This window comes from Falsiroseomonas selenitidurans (assembly GCF_012103215.1).
Lineage (GTDB): Bacteria > Pseudomonadota > Alphaproteobacteria > Acetobacterales > Acetobacteraceae > Falsiroseomonas > Falsiroseomonas selenitidurans.
Genome location: NZ_JAAVNE010000073.1, coordinates 1 through 18,676, shown reverse-complemented (window position 1 = coordinate 18,676; position 18,676 = coordinate 1). Strand labels below are relative to the sequence as shown.

At 71.3% G+C, this 18,676-nt stretch carries 16 protein-coding genes and 1 pseudogene; 9 read left to right on the top strand and 8 right to left on the bottom strand.

Features of this window, described 5'->3' with window-relative positions; translation table 11 throughout:
- Window positions 1-326 precede the first annotated feature (326 nt).
- From HEQ75_RS25675 to HEQ75_RS25645, 6 genes and pseudogenes are all read left to right on the top strand, one after another.
- Window positions 327-923 carry a sulfotransferase family 2 domain-containing protein gene (locus HEQ75_RS25675; protein ID WP_328734926.1) on the top strand — a complete coding sequence of 199 codons (597 nt, stop codon included), beginning with the start codon at window positions 327-329 and terminating at the stop codon, window positions 921-923.
- Between the two features lie 14 nt (window positions 924-937).
- Window positions 938-2,059, top strand: a complete 1,122-nt coding sequence (locus HEQ75_RS29135) for a putative nucleotide-diphospho-sugar transferase (RefSeq protein ID WP_168034982.1) — start codon at window positions 938-940, stop codon at window positions 2,057-2,059.
- A 768-nt stretch (window positions 2,060-2,827) separates the two neighbouring features.
- A pseudogene (locus HEQ75_RS28550) lies at window positions 2,828-3,543 on the top strand (IS3 family transposase); the annotation flags it as partial.
- 176 nt (window positions 3,544-3,719) lie between these two features.
- Window positions 3,720-4,931 (top strand): ROK family transcriptional regulator, encoded by a 1,212-nt coding sequence (locus HEQ75_RS25655; RefSeq protein WP_168034980.1) that lies wholly within the window; start codon window positions 3,720-3,722, stop codon window positions 4,929-4,931.
- A 47-nt stretch (window positions 4,932-4,978) separates the two neighbouring features.
- Window positions 4,979-5,671, top strand: coding sequence for a cyclase family protein (locus tag HEQ75_RS25650; RefSeq protein WP_168034979.1), 693 nt, complete (start codon window positions 4,979-4,981; stop codon window positions 5,669-5,671).
- A complete protein-coding gene (locus HEQ75_RS25645) occupies window positions 5,668-7,041 on the top strand; it encodes an amidase (protein WP_168034978.1) in 1,374 nt (457 codons plus the stop codon). Before HEQ75_RS25650 ends, HEQ75_RS25645 begins: the two co-directional genes overlap by 4 nt.
- Before the next feature lie 197 nt (window positions 7,042-7,238).
- Here the strand turns inward: HEQ75_RS25645 and HEQ75_RS25640 are convergent, their stop codons facing one another.
- The 8 genes from HEQ75_RS25640 to HEQ75_RS25605 form a co-directional block, all read right to left on the bottom strand.
- Window positions 7,239-7,853 (bottom strand): GAF domain-containing protein, encoded by a 615-nt coding sequence (locus tag HEQ75_RS25640; protein WP_168034977.1) that lies wholly within the window; start codon window positions 7,851-7,853, stop codon window positions 7,239-7,241.
- Window positions 7,854-7,863: 10 nt separating this feature from the next.
- Window positions 7,864-9,144, bottom strand: coding sequence for a TRAP transporter large permease (locus tag HEQ75_RS25635; protein WP_168034976.1), 1,281 nt, complete (start codon window positions 9,142-9,144; stop codon window positions 7,864-7,866).
- A 30-nt stretch (window positions 9,145-9,174) separates the two neighbouring features.
- Complete coding sequence (locus HEQ75_RS25630; protein WP_168034975.1) at window positions 9,175-9,708, bottom strand: TRAP transporter small permease; 534 nt, start codon at window positions 9,706-9,708, stop codon at window positions 9,175-9,177.
- 71 nt (window positions 9,709-9,779) lie between these two features.
- The gene (locus HEQ75_RS25625) at window positions 9,780-10,790 is read right to left on the bottom strand and encodes a TRAP transporter substrate-binding protein (RefSeq protein WP_168034974.1); all 1,011 of its coding nucleotides are present in this window, start codon (window positions 10,788-10,790) and stop codon (window positions 9,780-9,782) included.
- Between the two features lie 143 nt (window positions 10,791-10,933).
- On the bottom strand, window positions 10,934-12,061 hold the full coding sequence (locus HEQ75_RS25620; protein WP_168034973.1) for a mandelate racemase/muconate lactonizing enzyme family protein: 1,128 nt from the start codon (window positions 12,059-12,061) through the stop codon (window positions 10,934-10,936).
- A 155-nt stretch (window positions 12,062-12,216) separates the two neighbouring features.
- A complete protein-coding gene (locus HEQ75_RS25615; protein ID WP_168034972.1) occupies window positions 12,217-12,555 on the bottom strand; it encodes a hypothetical protein in 339 nt (112 codons plus the stop codon).
- A 45-nt stretch (window positions 12,556-12,600) separates the two neighbouring features.
- Window positions 12,601-12,882: a DUF3303 family protein gene (locus tag HEQ75_RS25610; protein WP_168034971.1), complete on the bottom strand. Its 282-nt coding sequence runs from the start codon at window positions 12,880-12,882 to the stop codon at window positions 12,601-12,603.
- Window positions 12,883-12,884: 2 nt separating this feature from the next.
- Window positions 12,885-13,850, bottom strand: a complete 966-nt coding sequence (locus tag HEQ75_RS25605) for a Bug family tripartite tricarboxylate transporter substrate binding protein (RefSeq protein ID WP_168034970.1) — start codon at window positions 13,848-13,850, stop codon at window positions 12,885-12,887.
- Between the two features lie 123 nt (window positions 13,851-13,973).
- On the opposite strand from HEQ75_RS25605, the gene HEQ75_RS25600 reads away from it, so the two are divergent.
- Genes HEQ75_RS25600 through HEQ75_RS25590 form a run of 3 tightly spaced genes read left to right on the top strand, consistent with a single transcriptional unit; the run spans window position 13,974 to window position 18,392 of the window.
- Complete coding sequence (locus HEQ75_RS25600) at window positions 13,974-16,241, top strand: arylsulfatase (RefSeq protein ID WP_168034969.1); 2,268 nt, start codon at window positions 13,974-13,976, stop codon at window positions 16,239-16,241.
- A 19-nt stretch (window positions 16,242-16,260) separates the two neighbouring features.
- Window positions 16,261-17,211: a tripartite tricarboxylate transporter substrate binding protein gene (locus tag HEQ75_RS25595; RefSeq protein WP_168034968.1), complete on the top strand. Its 951-nt coding sequence runs from the start codon at window positions 16,261-16,263 to the stop codon at window positions 17,209-17,211.
- On the top strand, window positions 17,208-18,392 hold the full coding sequence (locus tag HEQ75_RS25590; protein WP_168034967.1) for a DsbA family protein: 1,185 nt from the start codon (window positions 17,208-17,210) through the stop codon (window positions 18,390-18,392). The genes HEQ75_RS25595 and HEQ75_RS25590 overlap by 4 nt, the downstream gene beginning before the upstream one ends.
- Window positions 18,393-18,676 lie beyond the last annotated feature (284 nt).

Sequence of the window (18,676 nt, the reverse complement as noted above, 5' to 3'; positions counted from 1 at the left end):
AGCGCCGCGGCCGCGGCCTGCCGCGCGCCGGGGGCGTCGCGCTCCCACGCCCAGCCCTCGGCCAGCAGCAGGTCGATCGCCTCGGCCTCGGTCGCGCTGCGCCAGTGAGGACGGTCGGGCGGGTCGGCCATCGCTGCATACTGGGCCGCGCGCCGGCGCGGCTCAACAGGCCTGTCCTGCGGGGCGCGCCGGCGCAGGCGCCCGGGCCGGCACGCCGGCCGGCGGTCCGCTGACGGCGGGCGGATGCCTGCGGCGGCGTCGGGCGGTATTCTCGAACCCACGGCCGCCAGGGCGGCGGGCGGACCGCGTGGGACCAGAATCGCGGCATCATCTCGCATCTGCATCGCGCCGTCTTCGTCCCTGTGCCGAAGACGGCGGGGAAGACCGTGCTGGCGCTGTTCGGCCTGCCGATTCTCGGCAAGGACTACGACGGCAGCCGGCGGCATCTCGAGATGCCCTACGGCCATCGCCGCCTGTCGGAGCTGTGCGCGCGGCCGGGGACGGCCGGCTACCTGCGCTTCGCCTTCGTGCGCAATCCCTGGGACCGGCTGCTCTCGGCCCTCGCCTACCTGGATGCCGGCGGCTGCAACCCCGTCGACGCGGCGTACCGGGAGAAGCACCTGGCCGTCTATGGCGGCGACTTCCGGCGCTTCGTGCGGAACCTGCTCCGCCACCTGGACCACATGCACTTCCGACCGCAGGCGCACTGGCTGGACGGGGAGGTGGACATGCTCGGCCGGCAGGAGAGCTTCGAGGCCGACATGCGCGCCGTCGCCGCGCGCATCGGGCTCGCGGTGGACAGCGTGCCACGGCTGAACGCGTCCCGCCGCGGCGCCTATCGCGACAGCTACAGTGCCGAGACGCGCGACCTGGCGGCGGCGGCCTATGCCGAGGACATCGCCCGCCGCGGCGACGCCTTCTGACGATTCAGGATTCAGTGCCGGCCGCGCTGGCGGGATTGGGGCGGCCGGGGCTGCTGCCCGTGGTCTTCGCCGATGCGCGGCGCTACGGCGCGGTGCTCGAGAACTGGCTGCGCCACGCCGCCCGCGCCGGCGTGGCGGAGACGCTGGTGGTGGCGCTGGACGACGCGACGGAGGCGGCCTGCCGCGGCCACCCGGGCCTCGGCGTGGTGGGGCTGCGGCATGACGGCACCATGGCCTCGCTCTGGGCGCTGCGGCTCCGCCTGTTCGCGACGCTGGCGCGGGAGGGGGTGGCGTTCATCCACAGCGACGCCGATGCCGTGTGGCTGGCCGACCCGCGTCCTTCGCTGGCGGAGTCGCCGGGCGAGTTGGTCTTCTCGCTCGGCGCCGTCTGGCCGCAGGCGGCGCATGCGGACTGGGGCTTCGTGCTGTGCTGCGGCCTGCTCGCCGCCCGGCCAGCGCCGGCGGTCTCGGCCTTCCTCGACGGGCTGGCGGCAGAGGCAGAAGGCGGCCAGCCGGACGACCAGGTGCTGCTGAACCACCGGCTGCTCGCGGCCGGCACGACCTGGGACTGGTCTGGCGTGCCGCGGCGGGAGCGCCCTTCCGCGACACGGTGCTGGCCGATCCCGCGGGCCCGCTGCCTGGGGCCTGCGCGGCGCTCGCCCTCCGGCTCTGGGCCCTGCCGCAGGCCTGGATGCCGCGCCTGCCGGAGCGCCTGCCTGAGAGCATGGTACTGCACCCGCTCTCGCCGAAGGAGCCGGAGGCCAAGGCGGTCCTGCTGCGCGGCCTCGGCGCCTGGGACGGAGGACGGAGGCGACACCCCGGGTGCCTCCGGGCGGTTGACTGGGCCGCTCCGCGGCCGCGACTGTCGCGCGCGCCCGGGGCTGCTGGCAGGCGCGGAGCGTCCGGCCCATGCGGCACAGTTCGTCAGGACCTTCCTCGCGCAGGCCGAGGCCGCGCCGGCGAAGCCGTGCTGGCGCTACCTGGCGGCCGGCCACGACCTCACCCTCGGCCAAGCGGCGGAGGCGCTTCGCGCTTCGGCCGAGCCCTGGGAGCGGCAAGCATCGGCGCCGGCGAGGTCGTGCCGGTCTTCCTGCCGCACCATGCCGACGCGGCGCCCGCGCTGCTCGGCGCGATGATGACCCGCGTGGTGCCGCCGGCGTAGGCCTTCGCCAACGGCGCGCCAGCGGTCGCTCGAGGGCCGCGCCGGGGCCCAGGCGAGGACGGTCGGGTCCATCGTGCCCTCCCTGCTCAGTGACCAGCCACGCGGGCGATGGATGTCCGGCGCGGCCGGCGGCGACGCCGGAGCGACGTTCCCGGCGGTGGGAACGTCGGTCTCCCAATCCACCGGGCGGTGGATGGTCTCGCCGGTGCCGGTGTCGGGCTGCGGCTCGTAGCGGTGCACGCGATAGCCGACGCTCACCGCGCGCAACGTGCCGTCGGCGATGCGCTGCCAGACCGGTTCGACATCGGCGGCGGTGCTGAACTGGAGCCTGGCCATGCCACGGCCGCGCTCCATGCGGGCGGCGGTGACGCGGCCGAGCACGTCGCGCGTGCCGGCACGACGATGGGTGTCCAGCACCGGTGCACGCCCGGAACGCAGTGAGCCCATGCGCACCGCCTCGGGGCGCATGTCGAGTTCCTCGATGATGGGGCCACAGAGCGGCACGAAGTTGCGGGCCCGGGCGCCGGTGCTCCACACCACCTCGACGGTGCGCGCCGCGCGATTGACCGTGACGGGCGCGGCCAGCGCGCGGCGGGCGATGATCGACGGCCCATCGGCGGGAAGTCGATCGGGCAATGGCGTGGCCTCCGGCGCGGGGGAGCCCCCGCCCGGGTCGATGGGCTCTGTCATGGGATGCTCCTGGGGCGGCGCCTTACGGCGCGGCGAAGCCCTGTGCGTTGACGTAGGCCCCGCGCGCCGCCGGGCCGGGGCGCGGCATGTGCGGTCGGTGCTCGGGGCATCGGAAGTCGCGCGTGCTGCACACTGGGCCAGCCACGCCCGACGCAGCGCAGGGTGCGGGTGGTGCGGTCCGACGAGGTTGTACTGACCGAGGCGGTACTGTCGCCGGCGGCGGAGTATGGCCGCTACGTCTACCGCCGGATCACGACGCTGCTTCGTGCCGAGGGCTGGCGGGTGAACGCCAAGCGGGTTGAACGCATCTGGCGGCGCGAGGGGCTGAAGGGGCCGCGGCGGCAGCCGAAGCGGGGCCTGCTGAGGCTGAACGATCGCTCCTGCGTTCGGCTGCGGCCGCGTCGGGCCGGACATGTCTGGGGCGTCGGTTGCGCAGGCTGACGGTGATCGACGAGTACACGCGGGAGTGCCTGGCTATCGTGGTGGCGCGGCGCGGCTGAAGTCGGATTGCGTGCGGCAGGTGCTGACGGATCTGTTCGTCGAACCCGGAGCACCGGGGCACATCCGCTCCGACTATGGGCCGGTGTTCGTGGCGAAGGTGGTGCGCGGCTGGCTCGGCCGGGGCGGGGTGACGACACTGGTCATCGAGCCCGGCAGCCCCCTTGGAGAACGCGGCGGCACGACAACGCCATCGGGCCGCACAGCGCCCTGGGCTATCGGCCGCCAGCGCCGGACGCGGTGTTGCCGTGGCCGTCTGGCCCCGCCTAGGCTGCGCTCCGGCCGGGCCATGACACAGGCCAACTCGCTCAGCCCGTGGATCCCCGATCGGGGGCAGGTCAGCCCGGTTCAGGCTAAAGTTGGCTTCCATCGAACCGGCGGCAGGCCATTTGGAAAGTCCATTCTGCAAGATGACAGCGACGCAACGCGCCTCACGCGCCACTTCGGTGCGTGAACACAATCAGGGACTGGTCCTGGGCTACATCATGCGCCGCGCCGGGCTGTCGCGCAGCGAGATCGCGGAGCGCGTGGGCCTCACCGAAGCCGCCATTTCCCGCATCACGCGGGAGCTGATCGACAGCGGCCTGGTGCGGGAGGGCAGCACTCAGACAGGCACGCCTGGCCAGCGCGGGCGGCGGCTGGTCCAGCTTCTGCCGCGCTCCAGCGGTGCCTTTTTCCTGGCCATCAGCCTTTCCATTTCCGATCGAAGGGTGGCGCTGGTCGACCTTGCGGGGGAGCGGTTGGCCGAGGCGCGGTTGCCGGGCGCCCTCCCCCGCTCCTATCCGGCACTTCTGGACGCAATCGTCGGGGCGGTGCAGCAGTTCCTGTCCGGGACAAATCTGCCGCGTGCGCGCTTGCTGGGCCTGGCGGCGGTCACCTCCGGGGCGGTGGACAGCGTGGCCGGCCGCATCCTCGATGCCTCGCTGGACGTGCTGCGTGGGCGCGATCTCGCCGATGACCTGGGAGGGCGGCTCAACTTGCCGGTGGTTGTGGACACGGTGGGCCGCGCCCTCGGCATGGCCGAGGCGCTGCTGGCCATGCGCGGCAACGGCACGGAGTTGCGCGGCCCGAGCTTCGTCGGGCATGTGGCCTTCGGCCTGGGCACCACCATCCTGTTCAACGGCGTGCCCGTGCGTTCCGTTGCGGATGAGCGTCTGGCCGGGCACATCCAGGTACCGGGCGCGCAGGGCCGCTGCGTCTGCGGTGCAACCGGCTGCCTGATGACGGCCGCCGCCGGCTTCGGCATCCTGGGCCGGCTGGCGGATGACCCCGGCCGGGCCGCCACCTGGCGCGACATGCGCCCGCATGACCTGGCGCGCGCCGTGGCCGCCGCCAATGCCGGCGAGGCGAGGGCCGCAGCCGTCTTCCGGGAGGCCGGCCTGGTGCTCGGCCGGACCATCTTCGCGCTGGGGGCCTCCGTGGGGCCGAAGCGCGTGATCCTGGCCGGGCCCGTGCCCGAGGCAGGGCCCTTCGCCCATGCCGCCGCGGCCGGCCTGCGCGAGGGGTATGAGCGGGCCGGTCTGGCACCGCCGCCGCTCATCATGTCGCGCGTGGACTACCTGCACGCGGCGGAACTCCTCGCCATCGTCGAGTTCACGCTGACGCGCCCGCTGGATTTGGGGCCGTTGCTTGCGGCGCCTGAAGCCCCGCCGTTATAGTTGTCGCCGGTAATCAAACCTTCCCCCGCATGCCGCAGGAGCCTGCCATGAAGCTGATCGACCTCAGCCGCGAGATCACCCACAAGATGCAGCGCCTGCCCAACCACCCCAGCATCGAGGTCTATCCCTTCAGCACGCATGACGAGAAGCGCGTCGCGGACGGCTATGAATTCTCCTCCGCCACCATGGTGCTGCACATGGGCGACCATGGCGGCACGCATGTGGACGCGCCCGTCCATTTCGACGAGACGCCGGGTGCCAAGACCATCGACGAGATGCCGCTGGAGACCTTCTTCACCGAGGCCCTTTGCCTCGACCTGACGCATGTGCCCGACCGCACGGACATCACCATCGCGCATCTCGAGGCCGCCGAGCGCGCCGCAGGCGTGGAGATCCGCAAGGGCGACACGGTGCTGCTCTACACCGGCTTCTACAAGCGCGCCGCCGGCACCGAGGGCTACATCACCGATTTCCCGGGCCTGACGAAGGAAAGCGCCACCTGGCTGGGCGCGAAAGGCATCAATGCCTTCACGGTGGAGAGCGTCAGCCCCGGCCGCCCGGGCCGTAACAATTTCGAGGTGCACCATGTCTGCCGCGACATGGGCTTCACGCATTACGAGGGCGTGGTGAACCTGGACAAGGTGGTGGGGAAGGGGCGCTTCCGCTTCATCGCCCTGCCGCTCAAGATCAAGGGCGGCACGGGCAGCCCGGTGCGGGCCTGCGCGATCCTCGACGCATGAGCGCCGCCGCCTGGACGCTGACCGCCACGGCCCTGCATGCGGGCTTCGCCGCGGGCGAGACGACGCCCGGGGCGGCGCTGCAATCCTGCCTCGATCGGCTGGCCGCGGTGAACCCGCGGCTCAACGCCGTCATCGCACTGGACGCGGCGGGGGCACGCGAAGCCGCCGCCGCCAGCGACGCGCGCTGGGCGGCCGGCCAGCCGCTCGGGCCGCTCGACGGCGTCCCCATCACGGTGAAGGACAACCTGTTCGTCGGCGGCTTGCCGGCGGGCTGGGGCAGCCGGCTGTTCGCCGGGCAGATCGCCCCGCGGGACGACATCCCGGTGGCGCGGCTGCGTGCGGCGGGCGCGCTCATCATCGGCAAGACGAACACGCCGGAGCTTTCGCTGGCGGGCCACACCGACAATCTGGTGCATGGCGCGACGGGCAACCCCTGGGCGCCGGCGCTGACGCCGGGTGGTTCCTCGGGCGGGGCGGTCGCGGCGGTGGCGGCGGGCATGGCGCCGCTGTCCATCGCGACCGATGCGGGTGGCTCGTTGCGGCGGCCCGCGGCGATGGCCGGCGTGGCGACGCTGCGGCCGGGCATCGGCCGCGTACCGCGGCGCTGGGGCTTTCCGCCACTGGCGCAGGATTTCCAGACCATCGGCCCCATCGCGCGTTGCGTGGCCGATGTGCGGGTGGCCTTCGAACTGATGGCGGACCCGGCGCTGCCGCCGCCGGCCTGGCCCGCCCGCCAGCGGCTGCGCGCCGTGGATGGCATTCCCGGCGCGCCGATGGACCCCGATGTGCGCGCAGCCTTCGCCGCCGCGCTGGAGGCCTTCGCGGCCATGGGGCATGAGGTGGAAATCGTCTCCGCCCCCTGGAACCCGGACGAGGTGGGCGCGCTGTTCGGGACCCTCGCCTCGGCCGGGGTGGCGCGCGTCGTCACCGCGCATCCGGGGTGGGAGGCGCTGGTGACGCCCGCCATCCGTGCGCAGGCGGAGGCGGGGCTGGCCCTGTCCAGCGCCGATTATGTGCGGGCGATGGACCGCATCGCCGTGCTGCGCGCTGAACTGCGCGACTGGATGCTTGCCGGCCATGCCGTGCTGACGCCCGCCGCGGCCACCATGCCCTGGCCCAAGGCCGAGCCATTCCCGCCCGAGGTGGATGGCTGCAAAGCCGGGCCGCGCGCGGGGGCCATCTTCTCGACGGTGCTGAACCTGGCCGGGCTGCCGGCGGCGGTGGTGCCCTGCGGCCCGGGTGCCAGGACCGGGCTGCCAGTGGGCCTGCAGATCGCGGGCGGGCCGGGTTCGGAGATGCCGCTGCTCGACCTCGCCGCGCAGTTCGAGGCGGCGCGGCCGTGGCGCCGGCTGGCGCCGCTGGAGGGCTGATACCAGCGCCCTTTGGCGGCAACCTGCGCCCGAAGGGGCGGCGCGGCAGGCGGTGCGCAGCCAAGCCGCGGATGCCGGCGCTGGCGACCGATACGCGGCGCGCGCTCGGCCCTTCGGACCGCAGGTCGGAACTTCGTGCCCCACGTATCAGGCGGTGATCGGTCACGATCACCGGCATTCGGCAGGACGGCCTGGCCTCAGTTTCCCGCGCTGCGAACCGGCAGGGCGGAGGTGTCCAGCCCCTCCAGCCATTGCGGGCCGCCCTGCGCCACGAACAGCGCGGCGGCCAGGTTGGCGAAGGCGATCTGTACCGCCAGGTCCCGCTCGCCGAAGGTGCGGCGGGCGGCGTTGGCGCAGATCAGCACACCCAGGTAGCGCCCCTGCCACATCAGCGGCGCGAACATGGAAGAGCCCGCGCGGAAGGCCTGCAGGATCTTCACGAAGCTGGGTACCAGCGCGGTATCGCGCAGCAGCAGCGGGTGATGGCTGCGCGCGACCTCGCCGGGATGGCCCAGGGCGATGTCGACCAGTTCGTGGTGCTGCTCAGGCGGGAAGTTCACCGGCGCGCTGATCAGGTGGTGCCGGCCGTCGGGCATCCGCAGGAAGATCGTCGCGGCGTGGGCAATGGCGGGCGGTGGGTTCTCGCGGAAGGCATTGGGCGCGAGTGCGGCTGCCGGGTCGCCGACCAGGGTGGGCAGGCCGCGGGTGACGCACCACAGCGCATCCTCGGGCGTTCGGGCGGCGGCACCTTCGGCGCTGATGCGGGCAAACGCCAGCACGGCCTCCTGCGCCAGGGTCGCGAAGTCGGTCATGGCGTGTTCCTCAGCGCAGCAGATTGGGGAGCCAGGTGCTCAGCCCGGGGAAGATCATCAGGATGATGAGGCAGCCGATGAGCACGCCCACAAAGGGCAGCACACCCTGGATGATCTCGGTGATCGGCCGCTTCAGGATGCCCGTCATCACGTACAGCACCATGCCCACCGGCGGCGTGATCAGCGCGATCTCCATGTTGAGCGTGAAGATGACCGCATACCAGATCGGGTCGACGCCCAGGCTGACGATGATGGGGTGCAGGATCGGCAGGATGATGAAGATGATCGAGATCACCTCCAGGATCATGCCGAGGATGAACAGCAGCACCATGGTGCAGGCGATGAAGGCCCAGGAGGGCAGGTCCAGTGCCTGCACCATCGCCAGCATGTCCTGGCTGATCTGCAACCGCGTGACGGCAGCGCCCAAGACGTTGGAGCCGGCAATGATGACGAGGATCAGCGAGGTGGAGATCAGCGTGCTGCGCAGCGCCGCCACGATCTGCCGCACGCCGACGGTGCGGTAGATGAGCACGCCCACGATCAACGCCCAGGTGACGCCGACGGCCGCGGCCTCGGTCGGGGTGAAGGTGCCGGAGTAGATGCCGCCGACGACGATGATCGGCAGCATCATCGCCGGGATGGCCCTGGTGGTGGCCTCCCACCGCTCCGCCCAGCTCGCCTTGGGGATGGCCTCGGCCACGCCGCCGCGCGAGCAGACGACGACGGTATAGGCGATGAGTGCGGCCGTGATCAGCAGCCCCGGGATGATGCCGGCCATGAACAGCGCGCCGATCGATTCCTCGGTGATCTCGCCGTAGAGCAGCATGGGGATCGAGGGCGGGATCATGATGCCGAGCGTGCCCGCGGCCGCGACCAGCCCGTAGGAGAAGCGCCGGTCATAGCCGCGCGCGAGCAGGGGCGGCACGCAGACGATGGCCATGCTGGCGGCATTCGCCACCGAACTGCCGGTGATGCTGGCGCCGATCGCGCTTGTCACCACCGCCGACACGGCGAGGCCACCCGGCAGGTGCCCGAGCCAGCGCGTGACGGTGTTGAACAGGATTTCAGTCACGCCGCCCCGGCTGAGGATCTCGCTCATCAAGATGAACAGCGGGATGGCGATGAGCAGGAAGGAGTTGATGCCGGCGAACAGCGTCGACGGCAGGGCGGCGAGGCTCGCCTCGCCCATGCCCACATAGCCCGCGACGATGCCGACGATGCCGATGCCGATGCCGACAGGAATGCCCGTGGCGAGAAGCGCGAGCAGCCCCGCGAAAAGTCCTGCGATCATGAAGGCGGGCCCGTCCCTGGATGTGCGGCGTCAGATGTGAATGGCGGTGGCGGTCGTGTCGCGCCCGCGCACCAGCCCGGTGCGCGCCACGGCCCGGGTGACGAATTCCAGCGCAAGCAGCCCGAAGGCCAAGGGGATGACCAGGTAGGGAATCCACAGCGGCGTATCGAGTTCGGACGCGCTGGTCGCTTCCATCATGTGCGCCAGTTCGACGAAGCCCGCCCCGGTCCAGGCCGCGAAGCCGCAGAAGCACGCGCCCAGTAGGTCCGTGGCGATGCCGAGCAGGTTGCGGATGCCGTGCGGGAGGCGGGTGGTGACGAGGTCCACCTCAAGGTGGCTGCCCAGCCGCAGGACATAGGGTGCGGCCAGGAGCCCCACCCAGGAGATGGCGAAGGTGCTGACCTCATGCGTCCAATGGGTCGGCGCGGCCAGGACGAAGCGCGTGAACACCTCGTACTGAACGATGACAAAGAGCGACGCCAGCAGGACGCCGGCGAGCACGGCCATTGCGACGCTGAGCGCGAGCACAAGCCTGTCGAAGGCCGTGGCGAGGGTGGTCGCCATGGGCGTCCTCCTGTGGGGTCAGGGCGGGAACACGCCACGCCCCCTGCGGCAGGGGCGTGGCTGGGCGGTGCTCAGGCGGCCCTGCGCAGGGCGCGGACTTCCTCGACCAGCTGCTTCGCCTCGGCCGAGGCGCGGCTTTCCCACGCCGCCGCCGCAGGGGCGAAGGCCTGCGCCCAGGTGGCCTTCTGCTCGGCGGAGAGGACCAGCGTCTCGATCCCCTTGTCGATCAGGAATTGCGTGGAGTGCACGTCGCGGCGCCCGCTTTCCTGCGCGGCCCAGCGATAGACCTCCTCTCCGGCCTTCATCAGCGCTTCCTGATGCGCCGGGCGCAGCGCGTTCCAGCGTGCCATGGAGATGTTCACGGCCATCACGCCGAAGGCCGCGCCGGTGATGGTGGCGTGCTTCACCACCTCCCAGATCTTGCGGGATTCGAGGGAGGTGACGCCGGTGATGGCGCCGTCAATCGTGCCGCGCTGGATGCCGAGATACATCTCGCCCGGCGACATCACGATGGGCGAGGCGCCGAGGGCGCGCAGCCCCTCGGCCGAAAGCCGGCCATAGCCGCGGATCTTCATCCCACGCAGGTCGGCCGGCTCACGGATCAGGCGGCCGTTGTTCCCGAAGTCGAACAGCGAGCCGAAGAACATCGTGTGGATCAGCTTCATCCGCCGCCGTTCGACATGCGCGGCGAAGCCGCGGTGCAGCGGGCCGGCGGGCTCCCAGCAGCGCTCGGCGTGTGCGGCGTCGGCGAACAGGAAGGGAAGGTCGGGGATTTCAGCGACCGCATCGGTGGACCACACGCTGGTCAGGTTGTGCCCCATGTCCACGCCGCCGGAAACGACGGCCGTGGGAATGTCCCGCGCGCCATAGAGCTGGCCGGCGGGATAGACCTGGATTTCGACCTCGCCGTTCGTCAGCTCCTTCACACGATCGGCCAGGCGCTGCTGGCCGATGGCGTTGTGGTGGCTGGTCGGCAGGGTGCCGGCGTAGCGCAGCGTCACTTCCGCGGCGCTGGCGGGCCTGGCGTGGATCGCGGCGGCAGCGACGGCGGCACCAATGATGGTTCGGCGATGGATCGTCATGGCCATTGTCTCCGTCCAAAGGGCGCCACGGCAGGGTGGCGGCGCGGGGGCTTGCGCGTCGGGGCGACGCATTTGATTACCGTCGGTAATCAACTCTATCCAGACGTTACCGGCCTTGCAACCGCCGCGCCACCCGAAGCGGATCAGGCCAGCAGGCGCGCCAGATCCGGAACCACGCCCAATCCCGGCCCTGGCGGCGGTCGCAACATCCCGCCCTGCGGGAGGATGCGAGGCGCGCAAGGCTCCTCCATCAGAGCGCCCGCCGTCACGCTGACGCCCCAGCCCACATCGTGAAGAAGGCAGGCCAGATGCGCCGTGGTGGCGGCGCCGATGGAGGTTTCGCTGATCTTGCAGGCCAAGGTCTGGGCCATGCCGCGCGCGGTGCAGCGCGCCTCCGCCCGCATCACGCCCAGCGCCCCGCCGAGCTTGATGGCCTTCAGGCCCACGCCGCGCGCCGCCTGCAGATCGGCCGCGCGATCAATGTCCTGCAGGCCGTGCAGCCCTTCGTCGAGGCACAGGTCGAACGGGGCTTCGGCCTGCACCACGGCCATGCCGGGCAGATCGTCATCGGCCACGGGTTGCTCCAGGTAGTCCAGCACGCCGGGGCCGACCCGGCGCGCGAAGTCCAGCGCCTGCGGCACGGCCCATGCCATGTTGGCGTCGGCCGCGATGTGCGCCGCGGGGCCAAGTGCCGCCCGCAATGCGCGCACGGTGTCGGCATCCGCGCCCACCTGTTGCAGCCCGACCTTGAGCTTGAAATGGCGGTAGCCGGCCGCCCAGCCCGCCTGGGCCGCCGTGATGGCCTGGTGGGCCTCGCCGCCGCCGATCATCAGCAGCGCAGGTGCCTCCGATCGAAGCGGAACGCCCAGGAACGCGCCAAAGGACAGGCTCGCGCGGCGCGCCAGAAGGTCCAGCAGCGCGATCTCGGCCGCGGCCTTGGCGCCGGTGTTGCCGCGGATGGCGCGGGCCATGCTTGTGATGGCCTCCATGACCGTCAGGCCCGCGCTTGCCGTCAAGGCGGGGGCAAGGTGGTGTGTCAGGACATGCGCCATTCCCGGCAGCACCTCTCCCGTCATGGTAGGCGCCGCGGAGGCCTCGCCCCAGCCCTCAAGCCCCGCATCGTCCCGAGCGCGCACCAGCAGGGTTTCGGCATGGGTGATGGTTTCACTGGCCAGGCGCATGGGCGCGCGCAGCTCCAGGCGCAGCGGGAAGGCCGTCAGCAGGATCCGACCGATCGGGGCTGGGTGCGTGAGTGAGGGCGTATCGGGCATGCGGGATTCCGGTTGCGAGGCGGCAGCATGGGCCGGCCCGCGGGCAAGGCCAAAGTCCAAATGCCTTCGGCCAGGAAATTCGACCTTGGCTGACCGGCCTGGTGTCAGCCGTTGTCCAGAACCCGGAACCCTGTCCTGCCCGGCCAGCATGCCGGTCACCGTGCGCTCGCCGGCTCCATCGCTTTCAGCCGCTTCACCCGGTTCGGCTTCGGCCCGCCATCTTCCATCCGACAGCGATTGTCGGTCGGCTCCGCGGCCCCGATCGGCCGAACCGCCGCCGCCACCATGCTGCCCCGGCCGATCGGCACCGCCGCCTGCCGGCGCTTCGCCACGATCTCCTCCGGCGCGTCCGCCTTCTGCCTCGCCAGCCCAGCCAGCGCTTCGCTGCCGCCGCTCCCCATCACCGGCGGACCGCTCCGACGGGTGCAGGCCAGCCATCGACTGCGTTCGACGAAGCGCAGGCGAAGGGGCGGCTCGCAGGGGGCGGCGGGCATGCGCCAGGCCACTTTCCGCCCATGCGATGCGCAGCGCCGGAAGGCTCAGCGCGCGGCGAGGGCGGCCCTGGCCGCCCCGGGTTCGATCAGCGGATAGGTGGTGAAGGTAGCGGGCACCATGTTGCACCATTCGGTGAGTCGGCGATGCAGCGTGTCGTTGTCGGGCACGTCGAAGAGAACCACCGCGCCACGGCCGACACGGGCATGAACGGACCGCACCTCGCCCGTGGCGATCAGCGGCTCCACCCAGCGCCAGAAGGCTTGGCGCTGCTCGGCCACGGCGGCGGGCGGCTCCGGCCGAGGCTCGCTGATGACGAGGAACAGCATGGTCACTCCACCCGGATCTGGGCATCTTGGATGATGCGCGCCCAGCTTGCCGCGTCGCGGTCCTGCAGGGCGCGAAGCTCTTGCGGCGTCGCGGTCGCGGTCTCGAAGGTCAAGGCGGCGTAGCGCTCCCGCGTGGCGTGCAGCGCCTGGAAGCGCGCGACTTCGCGGCTGAGCGCCGCCACCATGGGCGGCGGCAGGTTGCGCGGCCCGTAGAGGGCGAACCAGGTCGTGGTGTCGAAGCCGGGCGCGATCGTCTCGGCCAGCGTCGGCACGTCCGGCATGAAGGGGGAACGTGCGCCGCCGGTGACCGCCAGCGCCCGCAGGCGCCCGCCGGCGACGTGCTGCGCCACCCCGGGCATGAGCGCGACGACGAGGTCGAGCCGGCCGGCGACCAGTTCCGTCACGGCGGGCCCGAGGCCCCGGAACGGGATATGCTCCATCCGCATGCCCGTGATCAGGCGCAGATACTCGCCATAGAGATGCGCCGGCACGCCGACGCCGGCCGACCCGTAGGAGAGGCTGCGCTGCCGCCCGAGCGCGATCAGGCCGGCAAGGTCCGTCACGCCGAGCGACGCCGGCACGGTAACGGCGCTCGCCATGCGGGCGAGGAGCGCGACGGGCGTGAAATCCCGCGCGGGATCATAGCCGGCACGCGGGTTGAGGGCGGCGTTCACCGTCATCACCGTGTCGATGGTGACGAGGAGTGTGGTCCCGTCGGGCGCGGCCTGCGCAACGTGCTGCGCGCCCAGAGTGCCTCCGGCGCCGGTCCGGAAATCGGGCACGAAGGGCTGCCCGAAGGCCTGGCGCAGATGCTCGCCGAGCAGGCGCGCGATGGCGTCCACGGGCCCACCCTGGGCGAAGGGAATGACGAGGCGCACGGGCCGGTCGGGCCAGGCAGGCTGCGCCCTCGCCACCATGGGCGTGGCGATCGCGCCGCCGACCAGCGCGCGGCGGCCGAAACGGGCCATGCGACATCCTCCCCTCGATTCTTGACGGGAGCCTGCGACGACGGTGCCGCCCTCGTAAAGAAGAATTGCCGTGGCCGTGTCCGTCGCGCAAGCTGCGCCGCAAAAGCTCGGGGAGGATGCACCATGGCGCAGGCGCCGCGCATCGGGGTGACGGTGAGGGATTCGACGCCGCATTGGCCTGACCCGCCAAGGCCGCCGGCGGGGGCGCCGAACATCCTGCTGATCCTGTTCGACGATGCGGGGTTCGCCGATTTCGGCTGTTACGGCTCGCCCATCCGCACCCCCAACATCGACCGCCTGGCGGCAGAGGGGCTGCGCTACACCGGCTTCCACACCACCGCGATGTGCTCCACCACGCGCACCGCGCTGCTGACCGGGCGCAATCACCATTCGGTGGGCGTCGGCAGCCTGGCGAATTTCGACAGCGGCTATCCCGGCTATCGCGGCAAGATCGCGAAGGAAGCGGGGACGCTCGCCGAGATGCTGCGCCCGCATGGCTATCGCAACTACATGGTGGGGAAGTGGCATGTGACGCCGCTGACCGAGAGCGGCTCCACCGGGCCCTTCGACGGCTGGCCGCTCGGCCGCGGCTTCGACCGCTTCTACGGCTTCATGGACGCGGCGACGGACCAGTACACGCCCGAGCTGGTGCGGGACAACTCGCCCATCGCCCCGCCACGCACGCCGGACCAGGGCTACCATCTCACCGAGGATCTGGCGGACCAGTCCATGGCCTTCCTGGCGCATCACGCGCTGGAGCGACCGGATGAGCCCTGGCTGCTCTGGCTCGCGCTCGGCGCCGTGCATGCGCCGCACCAGGCGCCGCCGGAGATCATCCGAGGCTATGATCCGCTGTTCGGCGAAGGCTGGGATGTCGAGCGCGAACGGCGCTTCGCTCGCCAGAAGGAGATGGGGATCATCCCCGCGGCCACCCTCCTGCCGCCGCGCAACGACGATGTCCGCCCCTGGGAATCCTACCCGGCCGAGGAGCGGCGCTTCTTCACCCGGCTGCAATCCGCCTATGCGGGCATGCTCGACCACGCCGACCGGCATATCGGCCGGCTGCTGGCCTTCATCGAGAAGGCGGGTCTGCGCGAGGACACCATCCTGCTGGTGCTTTCGGACAATGGCGGCAGCCAGGAGGGCGGGCCGACCGGTGGCGTCAACCTGCTCGGCCCGCGCAACCTGCGCGAGGAGACGATGGCCGAGAAGCTCGCGCGCATCGAGGATGTCGGCCGGCCCGGAACCTACGCGAACTACCCGCTCGGCTGGGCCATGGCCTCGAACACGCCGCTTCGGCGCTACAAGCAGAACACCCATGGCGGCGGCATCCGCGACCCGCTCGTGATCTCCTGGCCGAAGGGCATCCCGGCTCGCGGCGAACTGCGGCATCAGTTCGTGCATGCCTGCGACCTCGCGCCCACCCTGCTGGAGCTCGTCGGCGTCGCGCCACCGGCCACGGTGAACGGGGTGCCGCAGATGCCGATCGAAGGCGTCAGCTTTGCCGCGTCGCTGCGCGATCCGGAGGCGCCTTCGAAGGACCGGCCGCAGTATTTCGAGATGTTCGGCCACCGCGGCATCGTGCACGAGGGCTGGAAGGCCGTCGCCTATCACCTGCCCGAGACGCCCTTCGAGGAGGACCGGTGGGAGCTGTTCCACCTCGCGCAAGACTTCTCCGAGGCGCATGACCTCGCCACGGCGGAGCCAGAACGGCTTCAGGCGCTGATCGCGCTGTGGTGGGAGGAGGCGCGGAAGCACCAGGTACTGCCCCTCGATGACCGCTTCCGGCAGCGCTTTGTCGAGAATGCGGCACGCGTCCACGGAAGGCGCACGCGCTACGTCTTCCACGCCGGTGTCGGCCATGTGCCCACGGAGGTGGCGCCCGACATTCGCAGCCGCGGCTACCGGATCGAAGCGCTGGCCGAATTCGGCCCGGATGATGACGGCGTCCTGATCGCGCATGGCGACGCCACCGGCGGCTACAGCCTGTATCTGCGCCACGGCATGCTGATGCACGACATGAACATCGGTGGCGAACATGTCGTCATCGCCGCCGACCGCCCCGTGCCGCCGGGCGAGCACCGGGTGGGTGTGGCGGTGCGGCGGCTGAGCCGGGAGGCGGCGCCTTCGCTGCGGACCGGGCCCGGCATCACCGAATTCACCCTGCTGATCGATGGCGCGCCGGCCGGCCGGCTGGAATCGCGGCTCGGCTTCGTCAACGTGATCGCCTGGGCGGGGCTCGATATCGGCTGCGACCGCGGTTCGCCGGTCGCGGATTATGCCGCGCCCTTCCGCTTCACCGGCCGGCTGCACAAGGTGACGATCAGCATGGAGGACAACCAGGCGCTGGATGGCGATGCGGTGGGCCGTGCGGTGCTGGCACAAGAATAAGACAGAAGGGGAGAGCGAGATGTCGAAATGGATGCGCCGCGCTGCGGTGGCGCTGTTGACGCTGGCCTTGCCGATCGGTGCGATGGCGCAGGAGACGCCGGGCCGGTCGGTCACCATGATCGTGAACTTCCCGCCCGGCGGATTGACCGATCTGGTCGGGCGCGGCCTGGCCGCCGGCATGGCGCAGGGCCTGGGCGTCCCGGTCGTGGTGCAGAACCGGGGCGGCGCCGGCGGCTCGATCGGCGCCGGCGCCCTGGCTGCCGCGCCGAATGACGGCTCGACCATCGGCTTCGTCGCCACCGCGTCGCTGACCACCCTGCCGCATATGCGGGCCGTCCCGTACCGGGCCGAGGCGCTGGGCTATGTCTGCCGCACCTTCGACGTGCCGGTCTACATGCTGGTGGCGCCGAATTCCCGCTTCACCACCGCGCAGTCGCTGGTCGAGGCGGCCCGCGCCCAGCCGGGCCAGCTCAACTTCGCGACGGTGGGGCCAGGCTCGCTGCCGCATCTCGCGGCGCTGGACTGGGCCGCCGCGGCCGGCGTCAGCCTCACCCACATCCCCTATCAGGGCGAGGCGCCGGCGGTGATCGACCTGCTGGCTGGGCGGGTCGAGGTGTATTTCGGCACCAGCTCGGTCGCCAGCATCCACCAGCTCCGCCGGCTTGGCGTGGCCTCGGCGGCGCGCCTGCCCGAATCGCCGACCACGCCGACATTGGCCGAGTTGGGCTATCCGGTGGTGTGGTCGGTGCTGGGTGGGGTGATCGCGCCGCCGGGGATGGACCCGACGGTCCGGCAGAAGCTGGAGCGGGCCTGCGCCCAGGCGGTCGACACGCCGGAGTATCGCGCCCTGCTGCAACGTCTGCAGGTCGGCTGGGCCTATTCGGATGGCGCCGAATTCCGCCGGCAGGTGCTGGGCGAATCCCTCCGCAATCGACGCATCCTGGAATCCTCGCGGCTGCTGCTCGAATGATGCTGCGCTTCTTCCACCGGGTCGATGACCCATGGAGTTTTCTGCTCGCGCAGCTCCTGCCGGGGCTGCTCGATGCCTATGACATCGGCCTCGAATGCATCACCGTGCCGTTCCCGACGCTGGACTTCGCGCCCAGGCCGGACCTGCTGACCGCCCATGCGCTGCGCGACGCGCTCGACCTCGCGCGGCATTGCGACCTGGCCTTCGACGGCGATGGCACGCCGCCCGACCCGGCGCTGGCGGCGCTGGCGGCGGCCCGCCTGCTCGATGTCCACGCGCCGGCGGCGTATCTGGCGCTGGCCGTGCGGCTTGGCACGGCGCTGTTTCGTCACGACGCGGCTTCGATCCGGTCGCTGTGCCACGGGGTTGTGCCCGACCCGGCCCGGCTGCTGGCAAACCAGGCCCGGCAGCTCCGCGAGGGCCATTTCAACACCGGCATGATCGGCTTCGGCGAGAACTGGTATTGGGGTGTCGATCGCCTTGCGCATCTCGAGAATGACCTGCTGACCGCCGGCCGCCGGCGCCCCGGGCACAGCGTCGGGCTGCTGCAGCGGAAGCCGGCCCGGCTCGACGTGCCGATCGCATCGGCGACGCTTGAACTCGAGTATTTCTGCACCTTCCGCAGCCCCTACACCTACATCGGCACCGCCCGCACCTTCGACCTCGCGCGGCGCTACCCGATACGACTGGTGCCGCGGCTGATGCTGCCGATGAAGATGGCAGGCTATGTCGTGCCGCCGATGAAATCCGCCTATTTCCGCTTCGATCCGGCGCGGGAGGCGCTGCGCCATGGCGTCCGGTTCGGCAATTTCTGCGATCCATTCGGCGCCGGGCTGGAGCGCGCCATGGCGCTGGTCGACCACGCCCGCGCCGTCGGCCGGCTGGAAGCCTACATCCTGTCGGTCATGCAGGGGGTCTGGGCCGATGGCCTGGATACCGCGACCGATGCCGGGCTCCGCCTGATCGCGGAGCGCGCCGGGCTGGACTGGCCGAAGGCCGAGCCGCATCTCGCCGATCAGGGTTGGCGGAACTGGGCGGCGGAAAACCGCGCCGTGCTCGAAACCATCGGCCAGTATGCCGCGCCGACCTATCGGCTGGCCGACTACGTGACCTGGGGCCAGGACCGGATCTGGATGCTGGAACGACAGATCCGAGCCCGGCTCGGCCTGGACGCCGGCTGATCGAAGCCTGACGCACCGCCTCGTCCAGGACCTTTCGGGCCTGGCGAACGCCTTTCCGTTGGTCCTGCTGGCTGCTGGTCTGCGAGGAGCCGCTCTCGCCACTTTACCTGGGGTTCAGGCGCCTCTTCCGGCACATGTCCGGAGCGGCCGCTCGCTACCGTTGGTGTCGTGTTGTGGCGTGGTGTAGGGCGCGGTTGGTTGCCGCGTGGCGTTTGGCCTGCGGTGGTTTGTGCTGGGTGTGTTTGTGATGGGGATGCGGGGACAGGATTTGAACCTGTGACCTT